The organism is Streptomyces tendae, from assembly GCF_008632955.1.
GTDB lineage: Bacteria > Actinomycetota > Actinomycetes > Streptomycetales > Streptomycetaceae > Streptomyces.
The window spans coordinates 3,050,414-3,073,132 of sequence record NZ_CP043959.1 but is presented as its reverse complement, the minus strand read 5'-3'; the positions used below and the strand labels follow the sequence as shown (position 1 = coordinate 3,073,132).

General features: G+C 73.0%; 12 protein-coding genes and 4 pseudogenes. All 16 read right to left on the bottom strand.

Annotation, left to right across the window (positions count from 1 at the left end; all coding sequences use genetic code 11):
* Positions 1 to 66: 66 nt before the first annotated feature.
* The 16 genes and pseudogenes from F3L20_RS14210 to F3L20_RS14135 all read right to left on the bottom strand — a co-directional run bounded on the left by F3L20_RS14210 (position 67) and on the right by F3L20_RS14135 (position 22,653).
* Positions 67 to 1,269: a sugar phosphate isomerase/epimerase family protein gene (locus F3L20_RS14210; RefSeq protein ID WP_150154705.1), complete on the bottom strand. Its 1,203-nt coding sequence runs from the start codon at positions 1,267 to 1,269 to the stop codon at positions 67 to 69.
* A gap of 113 nt (positions 1,270 to 1,382) precedes the next feature.
* A complete protein-coding gene (locus tag F3L20_RS14205; protein WP_150154704.1) occupies positions 1,383 to 2,762 on the bottom strand; it encodes a nucleotide pyrophosphatase/phosphodiesterase family protein in 1,380 nt (459 codons plus the stop codon).
* Positions 2,759 to 3,928 carry a metabolite traffic protein EboE gene (gene eboE / locus F3L20_RS14200; RefSeq protein WP_150154703.1) on the bottom strand — a complete coding sequence of 390 codons (1,170 nt, stop codon included), beginning with the start codon at positions 3,926 to 3,928 and terminating at the stop codon, positions 2,759 to 2,761. Before eboE ends, F3L20_RS14205 begins: the two co-directional genes overlap by 4 nt.
* A 3-nt stretch (positions 3,929 to 3,931) precedes the next feature.
* Positions 3,932 to 4,822: a TatD family hydrolase gene (locus F3L20_RS14195; RefSeq protein WP_145826320.1), complete on the bottom strand. Its 891-nt coding sequence runs from the start codon at positions 4,820 to 4,822 to the stop codon at positions 3,932 to 3,934.
* The gene (locus F3L20_RS14190) at positions 4,822 to 5,571 is read right to left on the bottom strand and encodes an EboA domain-containing protein (RefSeq protein WP_150154702.1); all 750 of its coding nucleotides are present in this window, start codon (positions 5,569 to 5,571) and stop codon (positions 4,822 to 4,824) included. The genes F3L20_RS14195 and F3L20_RS14190 overlap by 1 nt, the downstream gene beginning before the upstream one ends.
* Positions 5,568 to 6,515, bottom strand: a complete 948-nt coding sequence (locus F3L20_RS14185) for a sugar phosphate isomerase/epimerase family protein (protein WP_150154701.1) — start codon at positions 6,513 to 6,515, stop codon at positions 5,568 to 5,570. The genes F3L20_RS14190 and F3L20_RS14185 overlap by 4 nt, the downstream gene beginning before the upstream one ends.
* Positions 6,512 to 7,569, bottom strand: a pseudogene (locus tag F3L20_RS14180) (SCO3242 family prenyltransferase). Before F3L20_RS14180 ends, F3L20_RS14185 begins: the two are co-directional and overlap by 4 nt.
* A 25-nt stretch (positions 7,570 to 7,594) precedes the next feature.
* Positions 7,595 to 8,761, bottom strand: a pseudogene (locus tag F3L20_RS14175) (inositol-3-phosphate synthase); the annotation flags it as partial.
* 1,108 nt (positions 8,762 to 9,869) lie between these two features.
* Positions 9,870 to 13,583: a ThuA domain-containing protein gene (locus F3L20_RS14170; protein WP_150154700.1), complete on the bottom strand. Its 3,714-nt coding sequence runs from the start codon at positions 13,581 to 13,583 to the stop codon at positions 9,870 to 9,872.
* A 261-nt stretch (positions 13,584 to 13,844) separates the two neighbouring features.
* On the bottom strand, positions 13,845 to 14,843 hold the full coding sequence (locus F3L20_RS14165; RefSeq protein ID WP_150154699.1) for a sugar phosphate isomerase/epimerase family protein: 999 nt from the start codon (positions 14,841 to 14,843) through the stop codon (positions 13,845 to 13,847).
* Between the two features lie 15 nt (positions 14,844 to 14,858).
* On the bottom strand, positions 14,859 to 16,067 hold the full coding sequence (locus F3L20_RS14160) for a Gfo/Idh/MocA family protein (protein ID WP_167534524.1): 1,209 nt from the start codon (positions 16,065 to 16,067) through the stop codon (positions 14,859 to 14,861).
* 79 nt (positions 16,068 to 16,146) lie between these two features.
* Entirely contained in the window at positions 16,147 to 17,196 is a 1,050-nt protein-coding gene (locus F3L20_RS14155) for a substrate-binding domain-containing protein (RefSeq protein ID WP_150154698.1), read from the bottom strand.
* Positions 17,197 to 17,213: 17 nt separating this feature from the next.
* Positions 17,214 to 18,233, bottom strand: coding sequence for an ABC transporter permease (locus tag F3L20_RS14150; protein WP_150154697.1), 1,020 nt, complete (start codon positions 18,231 to 18,233; stop codon positions 17,214 to 17,216).
* Positions 18,230 to 19,750, bottom strand: a complete 1,521-nt coding sequence (locus F3L20_RS14145) for a sugar ABC transporter ATP-binding protein (protein ID WP_145826329.1) — start codon at positions 19,748 to 19,750, stop codon at positions 18,230 to 18,232. The genes F3L20_RS14150 and F3L20_RS14145 overlap by 4 nt, the downstream gene beginning before the upstream one ends.
* Before the next feature lie 735 nt (positions 19,751 to 20,485).
* Positions 20,486 to 21,666: pseudogene (locus F3L20_RS14140) on the bottom strand (ROK family protein).
* Between the two features lie 310 nt (positions 21,667 to 21,976).
* Positions 21,977 to 22,653: pseudogene (locus tag F3L20_RS14135) on the bottom strand (GntR family transcriptional regulator).
* Between the last annotated feature and the right edge of the window lie 66 nt (positions 22,654 to 22,719).

Below are 22,719 nucleotides of genomic sequence, written 5' to 3'. Positions count from 1 at the left end.
GCCGGGCGACGGACCGGGCGGCCCCTCCCAGGTACGGGAGGGGCCGCCCGGTCCGTCGTCGCCCGGTCAGCGGCGGCGCTTGCGCAGGGCCGCCATGTTGTCATAGCTGATCTTGGCCTCGCGCAGCGACTGCGCGGGGTCGGTGGCGCTCGGGGAGTTGTCGTCCTCCACCATCGGGTTGCGGTAGTGGGTCAGGCCCACCCGGGAGAAGAACGTCGTGTAGTCGATGTCCCCGGTGCCGAACGGCACCATGTCCCAGCCCATGCCGTTGGTGGTGTCGACCACCCCGTCCTTGGCGTGGAACAGCGGGTAGCGCTTGTTGTACCGGGTGACCAGGCCCGCCGGGTCGAAGACGTTCCGGCGGGTGGAGCCGTCGGGGGCGGTGTAGGTGTGGAACTTGTACTGGGCGACGTGCGCCCAGAAGATGTCCATCTCCAGCCAGACCGTCTTCGGGTCGGTGACCTTCAGGAAGTACTCCAGCTTCCGGATGCCCGAACTGCGGGTCGGCCGGCCCTGGTCGTCCAGCGGGCCCCGGTCGAGCAGGAAGCCGTACGCGCTGTCGTGGTTGTGGGTGTAGAGCTTGATGCCCGCACGGCGGGCGATCTCACCGAGGGCGTTCCACTTGTCGGCGGCCACGTCCCAGTCGGCGCGGTAGGAGCTGCCGGTGGGGTCGCCACCGGTGCCCATGTGGTCCATGCCGAGGATGTTGGCGATCTCCAGGTGCTTCTTGAAGGTGTCCTTGTCGGCGGCGGTCAGGGGCCAGGACGACGGGATGAATCCGTGGTTGCCCTGGGCCCGCAGGCCGTACTCGTCGAGCCAGGAGCGCAGCAGCCGGGCGCCCTCGACCGACTCCAGGCTCGCGCCGCCCGGGGCGTTCGCGTGCTGGTTGTAGCCGGCGAACTCGACCTGCCGGTAACCGTGCCGGGCGAGCTGCTTGAAGACCTCGCGGAAGCCGGAGGGCAGGTCGCCGGCGAGCGGGTCGCGGGCGGTGGCGTCGCGCACGGTGTAGAGGATGATGCCGCGCTTGTGCGGCGGGACCAGCACCTGACCGCGACCGTGGTCGTGGCCATGGCCGTGGCCGTGGTCTCTGCCGTGGGCCAGGGCGGGGGCGGCGGCGAAGACCGGGGCGGCGACGGCGCCGGCCGCCACGGCGGTGCAGGTGCTCAGGAAGCGGCGCCGGCCGACGCCGAGGCTGCGGCGCAGCGCCTCGTCAGGGGTGTCGGTCAGAGGGGCGGCGTCGCTGCGCGAGGGATCGGAGTACGGGGTCACGGGTGCCTGCCTTCTCGGTCGTGGCCGGTCCCGGCGGCTGCGGGACGGCCGTTGTCAGTGCCGTGTGTTTCACTCTCGGTAGTCGGATCTCGGCGGCCGTGCGTGGTGCGGTGTCAGCCGAGCCCGGCGAGCCGGAGCAGGAGTTGTTTCACGTCGGTGGCCGCGACGCGGTCTCCGACAGCGCGGGGGGTGGAGCAGATGAGGAGCGGACCGTCGTCGTCGCTCGCGGGGAGGCGGCCGTGGCTGCCGCGGACAGGTGAGGCGTCGAGAGGCACGACCGCCATGCGGTAGCGCATGCCGAGCTTCTTGCGCGCCAGCGCGCCGGCCGCCTTGACCTTGACGTAGGGGTCGTGCGGGTCCATGAAGAGCTCGACCGGGTCGTAGCCGGGTTTGCGGTGGATCTCGACGAGCTGCGCGAAGTCGGGCGCGCGGTCGTCGTCGAGCCAGTAGTAGTACGTGAACCAGGCGTCGGGTTCGGCGACGGCGACGAGCTCACCGGCCCGCGGGTGGTCGAGGTGGTGGGCCTTCTTGCCCTCGTCGTCGAGGAGCTGCTCGATGCCGGGCAGTCCGTCCAGGGCTTCCCTGGCCGCGTCCAGGTCCTCGGGGCGGCGTACGTACACGTGGGCGATCTGGTGGTCGGCGACCGCGAAGGCGCGGGAGGCCATCGGGTCGAGGTACTCCATGCCGTCCTGGGTGTGGACCTCGAGCAGGCCGGCGCGGCGCAGGGCGCGGTTGATGTCCACCGGCCGGTTCACGCGGGTGATGCCGTACTCGGACAGGGCGACGACGGTGCGGCCCTCGGCGCGGGCGTCGTCGAGGAGCGGGGCGAGGGCCGCGTCGAGGTCGGTGGCGGCCTTCAGGGAGCGCGGGTCGTCGGGACCGAAGCGCTGCAGGTCGTAGTCGAGGTGAGGGAGGTAGCAGAGCGTCAGGTCGGGGTGGCGGGTGTGCATGATGTGGCGGGTGGCGTCGATGATCCACCGGCTGGACACCAGGTCGGCGCCGGGTCCCCAGAAGTGGAACAGCGGGAAGGTGCCGAACTTCTCGGTGAGTTCGTCGTGCAGGGCGGGCGGCCGGGTGTAGCAGTCGGGTTCCTTGCGGCCGTCGGCGTAGTAGACGGGGCGGGGGGTGACGGTGATGTCGGTGTCCGCGCCCATGGCGTACCACCAGCAGATGTTGGCGACGGTGTAGCCGGGGTGGGCGCGGCGGGCGGCGTCCCAGAGCTTGTCGCCGGAGACGAGGCCGTTGTGCTGCCGCCACAGCAGGACGTCGCCGAGTTCGCGGAAGTACCAGCCGTTGCCGACGATGCCGTGTTCCGAGGGCATGGTGCCGGTGAGGAAGGTGGACTGGGCGGCGCAGGTGACGGCGGGCAGGACGGTGCCGAGCGGGGCCCGGGAGCCGGACTGCCCGAGGGACTTCAGGTGCGGCATGTGGTCGAGCAGGCGCGGGGTGAGGCCGACGACGTCGAGGACGAGCAGGGGGGTGGGGTCGCTCATGGGAGTTCCTTCAGGCCGAGGTCCGTCAGCAGGTCGCGGGCCAGGGTGAGTTCGGCGGCGATGCCGTCGGCGAGCTGGGTGCGGCCGCGGGGGCGCAGCTCGGGCGGGAGGGCCTGCCAGGTGTAGGTCTCCACCTCCAGGTGGTGGGTGAGCGGGTGCGGGCCGCCGACCAGCCGGGTCAGCACGGAGGTCAGGACGGGGAGCGTGGAGGTGAGGGGCGCGGCGGGGGCCGCGTGCAGCGGGACGTGGAAGTGGGAGCGCCAGGGGCCCCCGTCGGGCAGGGCGTCGCCGGCCAGGGCCTCGTCGAGGTCGTCGGTGCCGCGCAGGCCCGCGGCCGTGGCCGTGCGGGTCTGGTGCAGGAAGCGGGGTTCGGCGAAGGCGGCCAGGGCCTCACGGACCTCGGGGAGGTGCGGCTGTTCGGCGTGCAGGGCGGCGGACAGCTGGGACTTGACCACGCGGACGCCCGCGCGGCCGAGGTCGTCCAGGGCGGTGTGCGGGTCTTCGAAGGAGGTGGCGAGGTGACAGGTGTCGACGCAGATGCCGACGCGGTCGTGGCCGACCGCGGTGAGGGGAGCGATGGCGTCACGAGTGGTCTCGACGACGCAGCCCGGTTCGGGTTCCAGGGCGACGCGGACGGAGCGTCCGGTCAGCTCCTGGAGCGCGTCGAGCCGCTCGGCGAGGGTGCGCAGGGCGGTGCGGGCGGTTTCGGCGCGCTCGTCGTCGTAGGCGGTGCGCCAGGCCAGCGGCAGGGTGGAGATGCTGCCCTCGGTGACGTCGTCGGGGAGCAGTCCGGCCAGCACGCGGGCGAGGGCGGTGGTGTGCTCCAGGCGTTCGGGGTCGGCCCAGTCCGGTGTGTAGACGCGGTACTTGACCTCCTCGGCGCCGAAGCCCTCGTAGGGGAAGCCGTTGAGGGTGACGACCTCCAGGCCGCGCCGTTCCAGTTCGCAGCGCAGTCCGCGCAGGGCGGCGGGGTCGGTCACCAGGGCGCGGGCGGCGTCCTTGGCCAGCCACAGGCCGATGCCGAGCCGGTCCCGGCCGAGGCGCCGGCGGACGGGCTCGCAGTGGTCGCGGAGCTGGGCGAGGACGCCGTCGAGGGTCTCGGCCGGGTGGACGTTGGTGCAGTAGGCGAGGTGGACGGTGGAGCCGTCGGGGTGGCGGAAGCGCATGGCTCACGCCCCCGTGGCGGAGGCGGCGTCCGGCCGTGGCTCGTCTCTGGGGGCGCCGCGCAGGATGGAGTTGCCCTCGTGGGTGGCGCCGGGGGCGGTGACGTCGAGGTTCAGGCGGCCGCTGAGGCCGTAGAAGGCGACCGGGTTGCGCCACAGCACGCGGTCGACGTCGTCCTCGGTGAAGCCCTCGGCGAGCATCAGGTCGGCGACCTTGCGGGTCTTCAGCGGGTCGCTCCTCCCCCAGTCGGCGGCGGAGTTCACCAGCACCTGCTCGGGGCCGTGGGCGCGCAGGATGGCGACCATCCGTTCCTCGTCCATCTTGGTGTCGGGATAGACGGAGAAGCCGAGCCAGGCGCCGCTGTCCTTGGCCTCCTTGACGGTGGTCTCGTTGAGGTGGTCGATCAGCACCCGCTCCACCGGCAGCGCGGACTCGCGGACCACGTCGAGGGTGCGGCGCAGTCCGGCGAGCTTGTCGCGGTGCGGGGTGTGCACCAGCGCGGGCAGGCCGTGGTCGGCGGCCATCTGCAGCTGGGCGGCGAGGGCGGTGTCCTCGGCGGGGGTCATGGAGTCGTAGCCGATCTCGCCGACGGCCACGACGTTGTCCTTGACCAGATAGCGGGGCAGCGCGTCCAGGACGGGTGCGCAGCGCGGGTCGCCCGCCTCCTTGGGATTGAGGGCGAGGGTGCAGTGGTGGGCGATGCCGTACTGGGCGGCGCGGAAGGGTTCCCAGCCGAGGAGGGAGTCGAAGTAGTCGAAGAAGGAGGCCGGGGAGGTGCGGGGCTGGCCGAGCCAGAAGGAGGGCTCGACGACGGCGCGGACGCCCGCGGCGTACATGGCCTCGTAGTCGTCGGTGGTGCGCGACGTCATGTGGATGTGGGGGTCGAAGATGCGCATCAGGACTCCTTGCCGTGGGGGACGTCCGGGCCGTGCGGGTGGTCCGTGCCGGGTGCCGGGCCGGTGGACTCGGTCAGGGCCAGGACGTGGTGCAGGTCCTCCGGGACGGTGCGGCCGGCGGCGGTGCGCTCGGCGGCGTAGTCGCCGAGCATGCGGGCGAGTTCGCCGTCGCCCCGGGCACGCCGGGCGAGGTCGGCGACCAGGTCCACGCGGACGCCGGTGAACAGGCACTTCAGTACGGCGTGCCGCCAGGCGTGGGCGTCGAGGTGGCGGGCTCCGTAGGGGCCGAGCGCGGCGGCGACCAGCCGGGTGTCGTTGGTGCGCAGGGCGTCCTCGACGAGCGGGAGCGCCTCCGGTCCGGGCACCAGGTGGGGCAGGGCATGCAGGACGGCGCGGCGTTCGTCGGCGGTGCCCTGGAAGTAGACCCGGGTCAGGGCGCCGGCGTCGGCGCGGGCCGCGTGCAGGATGAGGACGCGGGCGGCCTCGGCGTGCTCGGGGCCGCAGCGGCGGCCCGCCTCGGCGAGGCGCAGTTCCCACACCGAGATCGGTCCGTGGGTACCGGGGTGGGCGGTGGCCTCGTCCAGGGCCTGGTCGAACCAGGCACGGGCGGCGCCGTCGAGCCGTGCCGCGAGGTGGCGGCGCAGGTCCGCGGGCGGGGTGAGGGCGGGGGTGGTGCCGTCACCGGGGGTGGCCGGTCTGCCGGTGGTGTCGGCCTCCGGGCCGGCCGGGATCGCGTGCGGGCGGGTCATGGGGTGGTGCTCCCTTCGGGGGTGGCGGAGGGATCGCCGTGGGAGGGGACGGTGGAGGGACCGCTGGTGGTCCGTGCCGCGAGCCGGGCGGCGCGGCGGAGGTACGGCAGGGAGTGGGCGGCGAAGCGGGGGCCGGCGTGGGAGTGGCGGGGCAGTTCGACGACCGTCAGCCCCTGGTACCCAGTGGCGGCGAGGGCCGCGAGGACGGGTGGGAAGTCGATCTCGCCGTCCCCGAACGGCAGGTGTTCGTGGATGCCGCGCCGCATGTCCTCGATCTGCACGTGGCGCAGCCAGGGGGCTGCCTCGCGGACGCAGTCGGCGGGTGCGAGGGGTTCGAGGCACTGGCAGTGGCCGACGTCCAGGGTGAGGCCGAGCGGCTCGGGGTCGCCGAGGGCGCGGCGCAGCTGGTGGAAGTCGGCGAGGGTGGCGAGGAGGTGGCCGGGTTCCGGTTCGACGGCGAGCGGGACGCCCGCGGCGGACGCGGCGTCCAGTACCGGGGCGAAGGACTCGGCGAGGCGTTTCCAGGCGGTGTCCTCGTCGGTGCCGTCGGGCACGGTGCCGCTGAAGCAGTGCACAGCGTGCGCCCCGAGGTCGGCCGCCACCCGCACGGCCCGCAGCAGCAGGTCGACGCGGCGCGCCCGGTCGTCGGGGTCGGGGTCGAGCAGGGACGGGCCGTGTTTGCGCCGGGGGTCGAGGACGTAGCGGGCGCCGGTCTCCACGGTGACGCCGAGCCCCAGTTCGTCCAGCCGGCGGGCGACCCGCCCGGTGCGGGCGGCGAGGTCGGGGGCGAGCGGGTCGAGGTGCATGTGGTCGAGGGTCAGGCCCACGCCGTCGTAGCCGAGGTCCGCCAGCAGGGCGAGGGCGTCGTCGAGGCGGAGGTCGGCGAGGCCGTTGGTGCCGTAGCCGAAACGCAGCGGCAGCGCCGAGGGCTCGTGCGGGGTCATGTGATGCTCACCTTCCTCATGGCGCGCCTGCGGGCGAACGCCCGGCCCGCAGGGGCCAGGGCGGCGATCAGCAGGGACGTGACGGGCGCGCCGGACCGGGCGGCGAGCGCGGCCTGCAGCGGGACGGTGGCGCGAATGCCGCCTCCGACGGCGCGCTGGGTGAGCGGGGGTGAGGGGTTGAGCGCGGCGTGGAAGTACCGCCGCGCGGCCGTGGCGGCGTACGCGGCGGCCAGCGCGGCGGTGAGGGCGCCGGCGGGTGCGGGCCGGGCGCCGCCCGGGGTGGAACCCGGCAGGCCGGGGGCGGCTGCTGCCCGCCGGCCTGCCGGGAGTCGGGTACGGCCACGGGTGACCACGCCGGTCAGGACGGCCGTCGCCGCGAGGGCCGCGAGCGGGGCCGTCGCCGAGCCCCCGGTGGTCTCGCGCCGGGAGACGGCGGTGACCGCGAGGGTGTGGCAGCCGAGCAGGGCCGCGGAGGGCACGGCGGCCTTGGTGTCACCGGCGGCCGCCGCGCCCATCAGCAGGTCCAGCGCACGGGCGGCGGCCATGGCGGCGGGGCCCGCGGGCGTGTGCTTCAGCGCCAGGTCGTACGCCCACACGGTCGCCGCCAGCGGCGCGGCCACCGCGAGGGCGGGCCGGCCGGCACGGGCGGCGAACAGCAGTCCGGCGCCGGTGAGTCCGCAGGCGGCGGCGAACGCGGCGGCGGGCGGACCCGTCCGGACGGGAGGGGGCGGTGCGGGCGTTCCACGGCGTCCTCGGCGCGGTCGGCCCAGTCGTTCAGCACCATGCCGGCCGCGTACAGGCACAGGGAGGAGCCGACGGGGAGCAGCGCGCGGACTCCCGGGGTCCGGCCGGCCGCCGCCACGCCCGCCAGGGTGTCGCCGGGGACGGTGAACAGCGCGGGCAGGCGCACCAGTTCGGCCCAGGCGGCGGCTCGGCCAGGGCGTGGGGCGGCCGACGGGGTGGTCCCGGGTGCCGGGGTGCCGACCCCGGAGGTGGTGTCCGGGGCCACAGGGGCGGGCGGGGCGGTCCGGTGCGGGGACGCGAGGCGGGTCATCGCCGGGCCTCGCTGTCCCCGCGTCGTCGCGCAGGCGTGCGGCGAAGCGTCGCAGCTCCGTGTACTGCTCGCCGAGGGACGACGGGCCGTCGCCGACGGGGTCCTTGAAGTAGAAGCCGAGTTCGCCCAGCGGTCCGGCCAGGCCCTTCTCCTGGGCGCGCACCAGCAACCGGGCCAGGTCGAGCACCAGCGGCGCGGCGAGGGCGGAGTCGCAGCCCTGCCAGATGGTCTGCAGGATCATGCGGGAGCCGAGGAATCCGTCGAAGGCGACGTGGTCCCAGGCGGTCTTCCAGTCCCCCAGCGCGGGCACGTCGTCGATGTGCACCTCGCCCTGCGGCGCCGCGCCGAGGGTGTCGGCGAGGACGCGTTCCTTGCCCGCGTTCTTCGCGGCGGCCGCCGCGGGGTCGGCGAGGGCGGCACCGTCACCGCCGCCCAGCAGGTTGGTGCCGGACCAGGCACGCACGGCGAGGGCGCGCTGCTGGAACATCGGGCCGAGCACGGAGCGGAGCAGGGTCTGCCCGGTCTTGCCGTCGCGGCCCGCGTACGGCACGCCGGAGGACGCGGCGAGGCCGGCCAGCGCCGGGTGGTGCAGGCCGGTGGAGGGCGTGAAGTTGGCGTAGGCGCAGCCGGCGCGCAGGGCGGCGGCCGCGTAGAGGGAGCTGGGCGGCAGGGTACCGTCCGCGGGGGCGGGCTCGGTGGAGGCGACGTTCACCACGACGGCGCCCGCGAGGTCGTTGCGGCGCACGAAGTCACGGATGTCGGCGGCGAACACCTCGATCCACTCGTCGTCGGTGCGGGCCGGGACGGTGTCCGTGTCGCCGGGTACGGGGCCGCCGGGCCTGATCTCCCGGTCGGCGGCGGCCAGTTCCGCGTGCACGGCGGCGGGCAGGCCGTGCGGCAGGACACCGCCGTCGGCGAGGTGCTCGGCGCGCTTGGGCAGCGGGCAGTCGACGGTGTCGTGCCCGCCGAAGACGAGGGACGACAACGATGGCAGACCGCACGCGGCGAAGTCGGCCGTCTCGGTGACCATGCCGGTCGCCGGGTGGAGACCGGCGGCGACGGCGGCACAGCCCGCGACGGCGGTCGTGGCCACGGACCCACGGGCGCCGACGAACCAGACGCCGTGGCGGGAGCGGAGGGGGAAGCGGCGGTGGGGTGGTGGGAGTGGGGTGGACGACGGTTCGGCGGACATGGGCAGCCTCCTTGTCGAACGCGAACCGGGTGGCGGTACGCCGGCCCGGGGCCGGGCGGGTTGCCGGTTCTCGGGAACCGGCGGTGCGCCGGTTCCCGAGCCGTGCGGTGTGCCCGGCCCGGGGGCCGGCCGGGTTGCCGGGCCGTGGGGCCCGGCAGGCGGACCCGGCCGGCGGCCGGGCCCGGCGAGCGGTGCGGTGCACCGGGCCCGGGGCCCGGCGGTTCACCGGCCCATGGGCCGGACGGTGTGCCATGGCCCAAAAGCCGGACGCGGTGCCCGGCCCGGGAACCGGGCACTGTGGGCCTGAGAACCAAGCCGATGCCTGACCCGAGAACCAGGCCCGGTGCCCTGCCCGAAGGCCAGGCCCGGTGCCCGGCCCGGGACCAGGCGTTGTACCTGGGCCATGAGCCGGACGTAGTGCTTGAGCCGTGAGTGGGGCGCTGGACCCGGCCAGGCCCAGGTGCGGTGCCGGAATCAGGACCGGGCATGCGCTCGGTCCGAGGGACGGACAGGGTGCCGGGCCGAAGACCGGCGGGGTGCCGATCCGGGGCCGGCGGATGCCGGACCCGAAGGCCGACCAGAGTGCCGGGCCAAGGGCCGGCGGGGTGCCGGCCCTTGGTCGGCGGGGTGCCAGGCCAAGGATCGGCGGTGCCGGGTCACGGACCTGCTGGATGCAGGCCCTGCTCGACGGGGTGCCAGGCCAAGGATCGGCGGGTGCCGGCCCTGCTCGGCGGGTGCCGGGTCACGGACCTGCTGCAGGCTGGATGCAGGCCCCTGCTCGACGGGGTGCCAGGCCAAGGATCGGCGGGGTGCCGGCCCTGCTCGGCGGGTGCCGGGTCACGGACCTGCTGGATGCAGGCCCCTGCTCGACGGGTGCCAGCCAAGGATCGGCGGGGTGCCGGCCCTGCTCGGCGGGTGCCGGGTCACGGACCTGCTGGATGCAGGCCCCTGCTCGGCGGGGTGCAGGCCAGGATCGGCGGGGTGCCGGCCCTGCTCGGCGGGTGCCGGTCACGACCTGCTGGATGCAGGCCCTGCTCGACGGGGTGTCGGGCCGCGAGGCCCGGGGGCGGAGGTCCGGCGTCCTTCGCCCGCCGCCGTTCTCGGTGCCCTAGGAGGGCAGTTCCTTCAGCTGGATGTTGCGGAAGGACACATGGTCCGCGGCCCCGTGGTTCTGCAGACCGATGTACCCGTCGGTCAGGCTCCGCTGCGGGTCCTTGTTGGTGAAGTCGTTGATCTTGACTCCGTTGAGGAACACCTGCAGCCGCTCGCCCTGGACCTTGATCTCGTAGGAGTTCCACTGCCCCGGCGGGCGCAGCACCTGGTCACGGGCCTTGATGTTCGCCGCCTTGAACGTGTAGATCGCACCCGTGGTGCGGTCCACCGCGTCCGTCGCGTCGATCTGGACCTCGTAACCCCTGTCGACCGCCGACCACGGGTCGTCGGAGGCCGGGAAGCCCACGAAGACACCGGAGTTGTCGTCGCCGCTCATCTTCCAGTCGAGCTTGAGCGAGTACGACCCCAGCTCCTTGGCCTGGTACCAGAGCAGACCCATGCCGCCCTCGGACTGCAGGGTACCGTCCACGACGTTGAACTTGCCGGGGCCGGCCTGCTTCCAGCCGTCCAGGGTCTGGCCGTTGAAGATCTTCCGGTAGCCCTTGTCCGGCTTGCAGTCCGCCTTCACCTGGCCGGTGGCGTACTGCAGACCGCCGAGCAGATGGGTGCGGAAGGCCTCGTCGGCGTACGACTCCTTGGTGTGGCCGCCGCCCGTGTAGAAGGAGCGGCCGCCGCCATAGGTCTGGCACCAGGCGATCGGGTGGTCGCCCTTCATGTTGCCGCCCTGGTAGGTGGTCTCGTCCAGGGTGGCGAGGACCTTGGCCTGCTCACGCGGGTTGGTGCGGTAGTTGTACCACTCGTCGGTCCGTTCCCACGCGTCGTCCAGGTGGGCGGTCGCGGGGTGGTCGTGGTCCTCGACGCGCACGGTGGCCTTCTGGATGGCCGGGTGCGAGTGGAAGTACGCGCCTACGAGTCCGCCGTAGAACTCCCAGTCGTACTCGGTGTCGGCGGCGGCGTGGATGCCCATGTAGCCGCCGCCGTTCTTGACGTAGTTCTCGAACGCCTGCTGCTGCTCGGCGTTCAGCACGTCACCGGTGGTGGACAGGAAGGCCACCGCGTCGTACTTGGCGAGGTTGGCGGTGGTGAACTGCCGGGCCTCCTCGGTCGCCGTGACCGAGATGCCGGCCGGGGCGCCGAGTTCCTTCAGGGCGGCGACGCCGGTCTCGATGGAGTCGTGCCGGAAGCCGGCGGTCTTCGAGAAGACCAGGACCTTCTTGCCCTGCTTGAACGGCTCGTCGGAGAACTCGAAGTCGTCCACGTCGTACAGCGCGCCGTCACCGCCCCTGAAGACCAGGTAGATCTCGGTGGTCTTCTTCGGCAGTGCCCGCAGCGGGACGTCGACGTCCTGGAACGTCTCCCAGCTGCCGGTCGGCGGGATGTACGCCGAGCCGTGCAGCGGGCCCTCGGGCGAGCCGGTGCGCAGCTCGACGAAGCCGCCGGAGCCGCCGGAGGAGGCCCGTACGGTCATCTTCTTCTGCCCGTCGAAGCGGTAGGGGCTGAAGGAGATCCAGTCGCCGTCGTGGATGTCACCGACGGTCTTGCCGCCGTTGGCCTGCGTCTTGTCGAAGACGTTCACGCCGGACTGGGCGGTGAAGTGCTCGGCCTGGCGGTGCAGCGGCTGGACGACGGTGCGCGCGGTGCCGGTCAGCGCCTCCTGGCCGTTGGCTCCGCCGTCGGTGTAACTGGCGCCGACGACACCGTAGATGTTGGCGTTGGGGTCGTGGCCGCCGTCACCGGCGGGCGGCTTGAGGGTGCCCTCGCAGCCCGTCTCGCTGGTGAGCTCGTGGGCGTGGGAGTCGTGGCCGAGGCTGTAGGCGACCTTGACCTTGGAGCAGTCGATCGTCTCCTCGGGGTCGGTGACGGTGACCTTGAACGGCACGGGCTCACCGAAGGCGGCCAGGCTGCCGTTGCCGGGGACCTCGATCTTCACCGTCGGCTCGGTGTTGCCGACGACGATCCGGGCGCTGGCGTTGCCGGTGTTGCCCTCGGGGTCGGTTGCGGTGAAGGTCGCGGTGTAGGTGCCGACCTTCTTGTACTTGTGGGTGGGGGTGAGTCCCTCGCCCTTGGTGCCGTCGCCGAAGTCCCAGGCGTAGGTGAGCTCCGGGGAGTCGGCGTCCTCGGCGGTGGCGGTGAACGTGACCTTCAGTCCGGCCGCGCCGGACGTCCGGTCGGCGGTCACCCCGACGATCGGGGAGAAGCCGTCCTCGGCGTTCTCGATGCGGTACAGCCCGGAGTACTGGTCGCCCTGGAACCAGGAGAGGCCGTAGTCGAGGACGTAGAGCGCGCCGTCGGGGCCGAACTCCATGTCCATGATCTGGGTGCCGGTCCACGGGAAGTCGTTGATCTTCGCGACCGAGCCGTCCTCGTTCTGCTCGATGCGCTTGATCCAGCGGCGTCCGAACTCACCCGCGAAGAAGTCGCCGTCGAACTCCTCGGGAAACTTCACCGAGGACTCCAGGTCGGGGTCGTAGCGGTAGACCGGGCCGCCCATCGGGGACTCGGAGCCGGTGCCGAACTCGGGGACGGAGCCGTCGTCGTAGGGGATCCAGGCGGGCTGGGCGGGCGGCAGGTCGACCAGGCCGGTGTTGTGCCGGGAGGTGTTCTTCGGCGCGGAGCAGTCGAACTTGTCACCCGAGGCGCCGGTGGCGAAGTCGTAGTCGACGTAGGCGTCGTTGTCGCCGGTGCAGAACGGCCAGCCGAAGTTGGCGGCCTTCGTCACCTTGGCGAACTCGACCTGTCCGGCGGGGCCGCGGGTGGGGCTGGCGGCGCCGGCGTCGGGACCGTAGTCACCGACGTAGACGATGCCGGTCTTCTCGTCCACGCTGATGCGGAACGGGTTGCGGAAGCCCATCGCGTAGATCTCGGGACGGGTCTTGTCGGTGCCCGGCGGGAAGAGGTTGCCCTCCGGGATGGTGTAGGAGCCGTCCTCGGCGACCTTGATGCGCAGGATCTTGCCGCGCAGGTCGTTGGTGTTGCCGGAGCTGCGGCGCGCGTCGAACGCGGGGTTGCGGTCCGGCCGCTCGTCGATCGGCGTGTAGCCGTCGGAGGCGAAGGGGTTGGTGTCGTCGCCGGTGGACAGGTAGAGGTTGCCCTCGGCGTCGAAGTCGATGTCGCCGCCGACGTGGCAGCAGGTGCCGCGGGAGGCCGCGACGTCGAGGACCTTCTTCTCGCTGGAGAGGTCCAGGGTCCCGTTGGGGTTCAGCACGAACCGGGAGAGGCGGTTGACGCCGTCGAACTTGGCGAAGTCCGCGGCGGTGCCGTTCTCCGGGGCGTCCCCGGCGGGGGTGTCGAGCGGCGGGGCGTAGTAGAGGTAGATAGCCCGGTTGGTCTCGAAGTCGGGGTCGACCCCGACTCCCTGCAGACCCTCCTCGTCGTGGTTGTACACGTCGAGGCGGCCGGCGACCTTGGTGGTGCCGCCCGCGTCGGTGAGGCGCAGGGTGCCGTCCCGGGAGGTGTGCAGCACGCTGCGGTCCGGCAGCACGGCGAGCGACATCGGCTCGCCCGTCTCGGGCTCGCCCTTGGCGAGCGGAACCTGCTGGAACTGGCCCTCGGCCGCGGCCGGCTGGTCGTGCTCCGGGTGGCCGGGGTGGGCGCCGGCGACGGTGGCCGGGGTGCCCACGGCCAGCAGCAGGCCCGTGACGAGGGCGAGGGTGGTGCGGAAGGCGGGGCGTGTCGTGGTGCGGGTGGATTTGAGTCTTCTTCTGTGCACGAAGTCCCTCCGGGAACGGGATGGGGCCGTACGGAACAGGTGCTGATCGTGCGGGCGCCGGGGTGCGCCGTCACCCCGGAGGCGTGGGTGTCCTGAACACTTCAGGGACGGTAACCGCGTTCTTCCTGGGGCAACACCCCTTGGACCGCGACTGGTTCAACTTTTTCCCACGAGAGGACAAAGCGGGTTCCGGGCAGGCCGGAGCGGGGGCCGACGGCTTCGCCGGCCCCCGTCCCCGGCCTGTCGCCGGGCCCGCGTCGGTCAGTTGTTGAAGGCCGCGTCGAAGGACGCGGTGGGCGGATCGAAGTCGAACGCCTTGAGGCGCTTCAGCGCCTCCGGGGCGCCCTGGAGGCGGTCCATGCCGGCGTCCTCCCACTCGACGGAGACGGGGCCCTGGTAGTCGATGGAGCGCAGCATGCGGAACACGTCCTCCCAGGGCACGTCACCGTGGCCCGCGGAGACGAAGTCCCAGCCCCGCCGCGGGTCGCCCCACGGCAGGTGGGAGCCGAGCCGCCCGTTGCGGCCGTCCAGACGCTTGCGGGCCTCCTTGCAGTCGACGTGGTAGATCCGGTCGCGGAAGTCCCACAGGAAGCCGACCGCGTCGAGGTCCTGCCACACGAAGTGGGACGGGTCGAAGTTCAGTCCGAACGCCGGGCGCCGGTCCACCGCGTCCAGGGCGCGCACGGTGGTCCAGTAGTCGTAGGCGATCTCGCTGGGGTGCACCTCGTGGGCGAAGCGCACGCCCTCGGCGTCGAAGACGTCCAGGATCGGGTTCCACCGCTCGGCGAAGTCCTCGTAGCCGCGCTCGATCATCGACTCGGGGGCGGGCGGGAACATGGCGACCAGGTGCCAGATGGCGGAGCCGGTGAATCCGATGACGGTGTCGACGCCGAGGAGGGCCGCGGCGCGCGCGGTGTCCTTGATCTCGGCGGCCGCCCGCTGTCGTACGCCCTCGGGTTCGCCGTCGCCCCAGATGCGGGGCGGCAGGATGCCCTGGTGGCGTTCGTCGATGATGGCGTCGCAGACCGCCTGGCCCACCAGGTGGTTGGAGATCGCCCAGCACTTCAGCCCGTACTTGTCGAGGAGCTGGTGGCGCCCCGCCACGTAGGACGGATCGGTGAGGGCCTTGTCCACCTCGAAATGGTCGCCCCAGCAGGCGAGTTCGAGGCCGTCGTAGCCGAAGTCACGGGCGAGCCGGCAGACCTCCTCGAGTGGCAGGTCGGCCCACTGGCCGGTGAACAGGGTGAAGTTGCGCGGCATCCGTATCCGTCCTCCTCAGGCGGCGATCGGGGTGTAGACGGCGTTCTTCTCGGCGCTCTCCTCCACCGCCGCGAGGACCCGCTGCACCTGGAGTCCGTCGGCGAAGGACGGCTCGGGGCTGCGGCCCTCGGCGACGGCGTGGACCAGGTCGCGGGCCTGGTGCGCGAAGGTGTGCTCGTAGCCGAGGCCGTGGCCCGGCGGCCACCAGGCGTCGAGGTAGGGGTGGTCGGGCTCGGTGACGAGGATCCGGCGGAAGCCGCCGTGCGTCGCGGACCCGGTGCCGTCGTGGTACTCCAGCTCGTTGAGCCGCTCCAGGTCGAAGGCGAGCGAGCCGCGCTCGCCGTTGAGTTCGATCCGCAGGGCGTTCTTGCGTCCGGTGGCGTACCGGGTGGCCTCGAAGGACGCCAGGGCGCCGGAGGTGAACCGGCCGGTGAACAGGGCGGCGTCGTCCACGGTGACCGGCCCGGTGCCCGCCGAGGAGACGGCGGCCAGGCCACTGCTGGGCGCGGTGGGCAGCGGCCGCTCCTTGACGAACGTCTCGGTGAGCGCGGAGACGCCCGCGAGCTGCTCGCCGGCCAGGTACTGGGCGAGGTCGACGATGTGCGCGCCGAGGTCGCCGAGCGAGCCGGATCCCGCCTGTTCCCGGCGCAGCCGCCAGGTGAGCGGGAACTGCGGGTCCACCAGCCAGTCCTGGAGGTAGACCACCCGCACGTGCCGCAGGGTGCCGATGCGGCCCTCCTCCACCATCCGCCGGGCCAGTGCGGTGGCGGGCACCCGGCGGTAGTTGAAGCCGACCATGGCGACCTGGCCGCGGGCCTGCGCGTCCTGTGCGGCGCGGGCCATCGCCTCCGCCTCGGTGACGGTGTTGGCGAGGGGCTTCTCGCACAGCACGTGCTTGCCCGCGGCCAGCGCGGCCAGCGCGATCTCGGCGTGGCTGTCGCCGGGGGTGCAGATGTCGACGAGGTCGATGTCGTCGCGCTCCACCAGCGCGCGCCAGTCGGTCCCGGCCTCCGCCCAGCCGTGCCGGTCGGCCGCCGCCCGCACGGCGTCGGCGTCCCGGCCGCAGATCACGGCCATGTCGGGGCGGAGCGGCAGGTCGAAGACGCGTCCCACGGTGCGCCAGCCCTGGGAGTGGGCGGCGCCCATGAAGGCGTAACCGACCATGCCGATGCGCAGCGGTGGCTTCCCCGTTTCCGCCCCTTCGGACGCTTGCGGCTGTGCCATTCGGAAGTCCTCCTCGTCGTCGTGACGGGCGGGGCGGTCCCCGCCCGGTGGGCTGGTCAGGCCCGTGGAGCGGGGCTCCTCACCGGAAGCCGGTGGGCATGTACTGGTCGACGTTCTCCTTGTCGACGACGGCCGAGTAGCAGGTCACCGACGAGGGGATCTCGAACTCGGCCAGGCCGCCGATGCCCTTGCCCTGGCCGAGGGCGCGAGCGAGGTCGATGGCGGAGGCGGCCATGGTCGGCGGGTACAGGACGGTGGCCTTGAGGACTCCGTTGTCGGCCTTGATGGCCTCGAACGCGGAGAGCGCCCCGGCGCCGCCCACCATCAGGAAGTCGTCCCGGCCGGCCTGTTCGATGGCGCGCAGGGCGCCCACGCCCTGGTCGTCGTCGTGGTTCCACAGCGCGTCGAACTGCGACTGGGCCTGGAGCAGTTGCGCCATCTTGGCCTGGCCGGACTCGACGGTGAACTCGGCGGCCTGGCGGGCCACCTTGCGGATGTTCGGGTAGTTCTTCAGCGCGTCGTCGAAGCCCTGGGTGCGCTGCTTGGTCAGCTCCAGGTTGTCCAGGCCGGCCAGCTCGATGACCTTGGCGTCGGACTTGTCCTTGAGCTTCTCGCCGATGTAGTGCCCGGCGTTCAGGCCCATGCCGTAGTTGTCACCGCCGACCCAGCAGCGGTACGCCTGCGGAGTGTTGAAGATGCGGTCGAGGTTGACGACCGGGATGCCGGCGCGCATGGCCTTCAGGCCGACCTGGGTGAGCGCCTTGCCGTCGGCCGGCAGGATGACCAGGACGTCGACCTTCTTGTTGATGAGGGTCTCGATCTGGCCGATCTGCTGGGCCGTGTCGTTGGAGCCCTCGGTGCTCTCCAGCGTGACGTCGGAGTATTTCTCGGCGCGCTTCTTGGCGTTGTCGTTGATTGCGTTGAGCCAGCCGTGGTCGGCCTGCGGTCCGGCGAAGCCGATGGTGACCTGCTTGCCGGGCTTGTCGTCGGCGGCCGGCTGGTTGTCGGCGGCGGGCTCGTCGCCGCCGCTGGGCTCGTTGCTGGTGCAGCCGGTGACGAGGGCGCCGGCGGAGACGGCGGCGGCTCCGAAGAGAAGCCCTCTGCGGCTGGTGAACGTCGGCTCTGGCATGGCGGTGAACCCTTCCCTCAGGTCGTGCTCGCGGTACGCCGCTGGACCAGCACGGCGGCGACGATGATCGCGCCCTTGGCGATCTGCTGGACGTCGGTCTGCAGGTTGTTCAGGGCGAAGATGTTGGTGATGGTGGTGAAGATCAGGACGCCGAGGACGGAGCCGACGATGGTGCCGCGGCCCCCGGTGAGCAGGGTGCCGCCGATGATCGCGGCGGCGATGGCGTCGAGTTCGTAGAGGTTGCCGTTGGTGTTCTGGCCGGAGCCGGCCAGCACGATCAGCAGGAACGCGGCGATGCCGCAGCACAGCCCGGACAGCAGGTACAGGTAGAGCCGCTGGCGGCGGACGTCGATGCCGGCCAGCCGGGCGGCCTCCGCGTTGCCGCCGACGGCGACGGAGCGGCGGCCGAACGTGGTGCGGTTCAGGACCAGCCAGCCGATGACGGTGACCGCGGCGAACACCAGCACCAGCGGGGGGACGCCCAGCACGTAGGCGTCGCGCTCGCCGAGATCGAGGACGCTGTCGACGGTGACGATCTGCGTCCGCCCGTCGGTGATCTGCAGGGCGAGGCCGCGGGCGGAGGCGAGCATGGCGAGGGTGGCGATGAACGGCACCATCCCGCCGTACGCGATGAGCACCCCGTTGACCAGGCCGCAGCCGAGTCCGACCAGGACGGCGGTGAAGAGGATGCCGGCGAAGCCGTACTCCTGGGTGGCGACGGTGGTGGCCCACACCGAGGCGAGGGCGACGATCGCGCCGACCGACAGGTCGATGCCGCCGGAGATGATCACGAAGGTCATGCCGACGGTGACGACACCGATGACGGACGCCTGGGTGAGGACCAGCTGGAGGTTGCGGGTGTCCAGGAACTGGTCCGGCTTGGTGAGGCCGCCGATCAGGATCAGCACGGCGAGTACGCCGAGCAGGGACAGGGTGCGCACGTCGGCGCGGAAAAACACGGCCCGCCAGGCGGGCTTCTCGGCGGCCGACGGCACCTTGTCGGTGCTGTCCCGCGGCGGGGAGACGGGCTGCGTCATGACGCCGGGCTTCCTTCCATGACCAGGTCGAGTACACGGTGTTCGTCGAGTTCGCGGGCGGGCGCCGTGTGGACGACGGTGCCCTCGCGCAGCACCAGGACGCGGTCGGCGAGGCCGAGGACCTCGGGCACCTCGCTGGAGACCAGCAGCACGGCGAGGCCCTCGTCGGCCAGCCGCCTCACGACGGCGTACAGTTCGGCGCGGGCGCCGACGTCGACGCCCCGGGTGGGTTCGTCGAGCAGCAGCACCCGGCAGCCGCGCAGCAGCCAGCGGGCGAGCACGGCCTTCTGCTGATTGCCGCCGGACAGGGTGCGCACGGGCACGTCGGGGTTGTCGGGCCGCAGGGAGAGTTCGCGGACCGCCGCGCGCGCCGCCCCCAGTTCGGCGCCGCGGTCGATCCAGCCGGCCCGTGCGAAGCGGGACATCGAGGAGACGGACACGTTGCGGGTGACCGACTCCAGCATCAGCAGGGCCTGCGCCTTGCGTTCCTCGGGCGCGAGGCCGAGTCCGGCGCGGACGGCCGCGCGGACGCTGCCCGGGCGGAGGGGTTTGCCGTCGACGAGGACCCGGCCGGTGTCCGGCTTGCGGGCGCCGTAGACGGTCTCCAGGATCTCGGACCGCCCGGACCCGACGAGTCCGGCGAGACCGACGATCTCGCCGGGGCGGATCTGGAGGTCGAGTGGCGCGAACTCGCCCTGCCGGGACAGGTTTTCGACGGTCAGCACCGGTTCGCCCGCGGTCGGTGCGGCGGCGGGGCGGGGCGGGAAGACGTACTCGACGTTGCGTCCCGTCATCAGCGAGACCACCTCGCTGGTGGGCGTCGACCTGGCGGGCAGCCCGCGGGCCACCGCCCGGCCGTCCTTCAGCACGGTCACGCGGTCGCCGATGCGGCGGATCTCCTCCAGCCGGTGGGAGATGTAGACGACGGCGACGCCCTCGGCGGTCAGGTCGCCGACGATGCGGAAGAGGTTGTCGACCTCGTCCGGGTCGAGCGCGGCGGACGGCTCGTCCATCACGATCAGCCGTACGTCGTGCGAGAGGGCGCGGGCCATCGACACGATCTGCTGGTGCGCCGCGGAGAGGTCGCCGACCAGCCGGCCCGGGTCGATCTCGGGGTGCCCGAGCCGCTTCAGCAGGTCGGCGGTGGACGCCTTGGCGGCGCGTCCGCGGACGACGAAGCCGGCGGCGGTGGGTTCGTGGCCGAGGTGGACGTTCTCCGCGACCGACAGGTGCTCCACCAGGTCGAGTTCCTGGTAGATGGTGGCGATGCCGAGGCGCATGGCGGCGATCGGCGAGCGCAGGGTGACGTCGTCGCCGCGCCAGCGGATCGTGCCCGTGTCGGGCTGGTGGGCGCCGGCCAGCACCTTGATGAGGGTGGACTTGCCGGCGCCGTTCTGGCCGAGCAGGCAGTGCACCTCGCCGGCCTGGACGTCGAGGTCGACGCCGTCCAGGGCCCGGACTCCCGGGAAGGACTTGGTGATGCCGGACATGGTGAGCAGCGGTGGTTCTGGTGCCATGCGGATTCCCCTCGGCGGGCGGTACGGGGCCGGTGGCCCCTCGCGGGGCAGGCGGTGCCTGGCCCCTGACGGGGGCCGGCTGTCTACCGGCCCCGCGCGGGGCAAGCGTTTTCTGGCAGGGCGGAGCTGAGCGGCGGCGTGGTGTGGTTTCGGGACGGGTGATGCGGCTCGCACCGGGGCGGGGTGGCTCCCGCGCCGGCGGGTGGTGCGGCTCGTACGGGTACGGGGCGGCGCCCCGCGTCGACGGGTGGTGCGTTCCACCGCCGGAACGGGCGGCTTCCGCCCGGCGGGTCGTGCGGTCCGTGCGGGTGCGAGTGGCTTCCGCACCGGCACGGTTGGTGCCGTGCACCGCCGGTACCGGACAGCGCTCGCCCCGGCGGGTCGTGCCTCGCGTGCCGGAACGGGCGGCTTCCGCCCCGGCGGGTCGTGCGGTCCGTGCCGGTGCGGCTGGCTGTCGCACCGGCGAGGTGGTGCCTTGCGCGCCGGCGAGGGTGTGGTGCCGCGCCGGCGGGTGGTGCCTGCGTGCCGGTACGGGACGGCGCCCGTGCCGGCGGTGGTGCAGTCCGGGTCGGTGCGGGCGGGCCCGCGCCGAGTGGTGCCGGGCGGTGCACTCGCCCCGGTCGGTGCTGGTGCCGGGCGGGCGGACCCGTCCCGGGTGGTGCTGGTGCCGGGCGGGTTGGTCCGCGCCGGGTGGTGCTGAGGGCCGGTCGCGGCGGGTGCCGCCCCGGCGTGGGCCTACGCGGGTGAGAACAGGTGGTCGCTGATGAGACGGGCCGCGCCGATGACACCGGCGGTGGGGCCCAACTCCCCCAGGACGATGGGCAGGTTGCCCGTCGCCAGGGGCAGCGAGCCGCGGTAGACCTGGGTGCGGATCGCGGCGAGCAGGGTGTGGCCGAGGCCGGTCACCCCGCCGCCGATCACCACCAGGCCGGGGTTGAAGAAGCTGACCAGGCCGGCGATGACCTGACCGGTGCGGTTGCCGCCTCACGGATCAGGTCGAGGGCGGTGGCGTCACCGGCGGCGGCCGCGGCGGCGACGTCGACGGCGCTGAGCGTGCCGTTCGCCTCCAGCCGGGTGGCGAGTTCGGCGGAGAGCCGCTGTTCGGCGGCCTCCGTCGCGTCCCGGGCCAGTGCCGCGCCGGAGAAGTGCGCCTCCAGGCAGCCCCGGTTGCCGCAGGCGCACGGACGGCCGTCGGGCACGGCCTGGATGTGCCCGATGTCGCCCGCGCTGCCCGTCGTGCCGCGGTAGACGTCACCGCCGACGACGATGCCGCAGCCGATGCCTGTGCCGATCTTGACGCAGAGGAAGTCGGCGACGGTGCGGGCGACGCCCGCGTGCTGCTCCCCGAGCGCCATGAGGTTCACGTCGTTGTCGACCATGACCGGGCAGCCGAGCTCCTGGCTGAGCGCCTCCCGCACGGGGAAGCCGTCCCAGCCGGGCATGATCGGCGGCGCCACCGGGATGCCCTCGGGGAAGCGGACCGGTCCGGGGACGCCGATGCCGGCGCCGTCGAACCCTTCCGCGAGCCCGGTGGCCCTCAGCTTGGCGGCCATGGCCAGCACCTGCTCGAAGACCGCGACCGGTCCCTCGCGCACGTCCATCGGCTGGTTGATGTGTCCGAGGATCTCCAGTTCGGCGTTGGTGACGGCGACGTCGACCGAGGTCGCGCCGATGTCGACGCCGAGGAAGCGCAGGTGCGGGTTGAGGCGGATGTTGTGGGAGCGGCGGCCGCCGCGCGAGGCGGCGAGTCCGTCGGCCACGACGAGTTCCGTCTCCAGCAGCCGGTCCACCTCCACGGCCAGCTTCGACCGGGACAGGTCGACCTGGTCGCCCAGCTGGGCACGGGAGTTGGGTCCGCCGTCGCGCAGCAGCCTGAGCAGTCGTGCCTGATGGGCGTTCGCGGGTCGCGCTGTCATGCGTCTCACGAGCCCCTCCCCGCCTCGTCGGCTGTGCGCGCCGGATTCCGGCCACGTGTGTGGCGTGCTTTCGGATGGGAAAGTAGCAGCGCCTGCCGGAGGTGGGAAGAAGTCGCGCAGGAATTGCCCCCTACTTTTTCCACTCTCAGGACAAAGAGGGGGGCGCGGGGCCCCGGGAGGACCCGGTCGGTACGGGTTCGGACGCGTCGGGACCAGGCATCGTGCGGTGCCGCGCGCCGACGGGCGGGGCGGGCTCGACTCGCCCGGACCGCCCGCGGTCTGGCCGGAAACCCGTAGGCTTCGTGGCTCCTCAGCCGTCCGTCCGGGCGTGGTACGACCGGCGGGTGTGCTCGGTGTGCTCCCGCATCAGGCGGGTCGCCGACTGCTCGTCGCGCGCGGCGATCGCCGCGATCAACTCCCGGTGCTCCACCCAGGACTGGGCGCCGCGCTGCCGGGCGACCGGCGTGTAGTACCAGCGCACCCGCCGGTCGACCTGGGCGGCCAGTTCGGCGAGCACGGCGTTGCCGGCCAGCTCCATCACCTTGGCGTGGAAACGGGCGTTGAGCGCCACGGCGGCGTCCACGTCGTCGGCCTCGACGGCCCCGAGCCCTCGGCGAGGATCCCCTCCAGGGCCCGCACCCCTTCGCTGTCCGCGTTGCTCGCGGCCAGCCGGGCCGCCTCCGCCTCCAACAGGGTGCGGACGGTGAGGAGTTGGTCGGCCTCCTCCTCCGTCGGCTCGTGCACGAACGCGCCCTGGGCGGGACGCAGGTCGACCCAGCCCTCGGTGTTGAGGCGCTGCAACGCCTCGCGCACCGGCTGGCGGGACACGCCGAGGTGGCCCGCGAGTTCGCTCTCGACGAGGTGCTGGCCCGGCCGGAGGGCGCGGGTGGTGATGAGTTCGAGCAGTGCCTCGTAGACGCGGTCGCGCAGCGGACCCGGCCGTTCGAGCCGGGGCACCGCCCCCTGGGGCAGTCCTGTCGACAACATCGGTCCCCTCCTCGGCGGCGCCCGTGCACCCGGCGAACGGGCCGGTGACACCGCAGACGTCCTGGG

Bases quoted from the DNA above. Each gene is read 5' to 3' on its own strand.
- F3L20_RS14145 (WP_145826329.1), bottom strand. From the start codon at position 19,750: ATGGCACCAGAACCACCGCTGCTCACCATGTCCGGCATCACCAAGTCC.
- F3L20_RS14195 (WP_145826320.1), bottom strand. From the start codon at position 4,822: ATGCGCATCTTCGACCCCCACATCCACATGACGTCGCGCACCACCGAC.
- eboE (WP_150154703.1), bottom strand. From the start codon at position 3,928: ATGCGCTTCCGCCACCCCGACGGCTCCACCGTCCACCTCGCCTACTGC.
- F3L20_RS14165 (WP_150154699.1), bottom strand. From the start codon at position 14,843: ATGCCGCGCAACTTCACCCTGTTCACCGGCCAGTGGGCCGACCTGCCA.
- F3L20_RS14150 (WP_150154697.1), bottom strand. From the start codon at position 18,233: ATGACGCAGCCCGTCTCCCCGCCGCGGGACAGCACCGACAAGGTGCCG.
- F3L20_RS14190 (WP_150154702.1), bottom strand. From the start codon at position 5,571: ATGACCCGCCCGCACGCGATCCCGGCCGGCCCGGAGGCCGACACCACC.
- F3L20_RS14160 (WP_167534524.1), bottom strand. From the start codon at position 16,067: ATGGCACAGCCGCAAGCGTCCGAAGGGGCGGAAACGGGGAAGCCACCG.
- F3L20_RS14155 (WP_150154698.1), bottom strand. From the start codon at position 17,196: ATGCCAGAGCCGACGTTCACCAGCCGCAGAGGGCTTCTCTTCGGAGCC.
- F3L20_RS14185 (WP_150154701.1), bottom strand. From the start codon at position 6,515: ATGACCCCGCACGAGCCCTCGGCGCTGCCGCTGCGTTTCGGCTACGGC.
- F3L20_RS14205 (WP_150154704.1), bottom strand. From the start codon at position 2,762: ATGAGCGACCCCACCCCCCTGCTCGTCCTCGACGTCGTCGGCCTCACC.